The organism is Cellvibrio sp. ARAG 10.3 (assembly GCF_051846955.1).
Classification (GTDB): Bacteria; Pseudomonadota; Gammaproteobacteria; order Pseudomonadales; family Cellvibrionaceae; genus Cellvibrio.
This window is the reverse complement of record NZ_JBPYCU010000076.1, coordinates 1-562: the sequence shown is the minus strand read 5'-3', so window position 1 is coordinate 562 and position 562 is coordinate 1. Positions and strand designations below refer to the sequence as shown.

1 protein-coding gene is annotated in these 562 nt (G+C 46.4%); it reads left to right on the top strand.

Annotated features, from left to right (window positions below):
• A partial coding sequence (locus ACSV5M_RS21870) for a transposase (protein WP_439178973.1) occupies positions 1–562 on the top strand: 562 nt, incomplete at both ends.

Below are 562 nucleotides of genomic sequence, written 5' to 3'. Positions count from 1 at the left end.
TTACCCTTCACAAGTTAATTGATAACCATATCGACCTGTCGGTTTTCCACGAAAAATACTCGAACGACGGCGGTGGCCGTTCAGCTTATGATCCCGCGATTCTGCTAAAGATCATTCTCTACGCCTATGCCAAAGGCATCACCTCAAGTCGCGAGATCCAGTGGCAATGTGAGCACAACATCATCTTCAAAGCGCTGTCCTGCGATACCGTTCCACACTTCACCAGTATCGCCAGCTTTGTCAGCAGCTATCCGGATGCGATTGAATCCGTCTTTGAGCAGGTATTGTTGGTGTGTGATCAACAAGGCTTGTTAGGCAATGAGTTATTCGCCATTGATGGCTGCAAGATGTCTTCCAATGCAGCCAAAGAACATTCCGGCACCCTGGAAGAGTTGGCCCAAAAGCAAGAGAAAATCAATCGAAAAATCCGCACCTGTCTTAAAGAACATAAAAAGCTGGATGGCCGAAAACCCAACGAGAAAGCGCGCAAGCAACAACTGGAAAAAGCTGCTGATACCCTTCAGAAAGAATTTGAAAGGATCAATCAATTCCTAAAGACAGC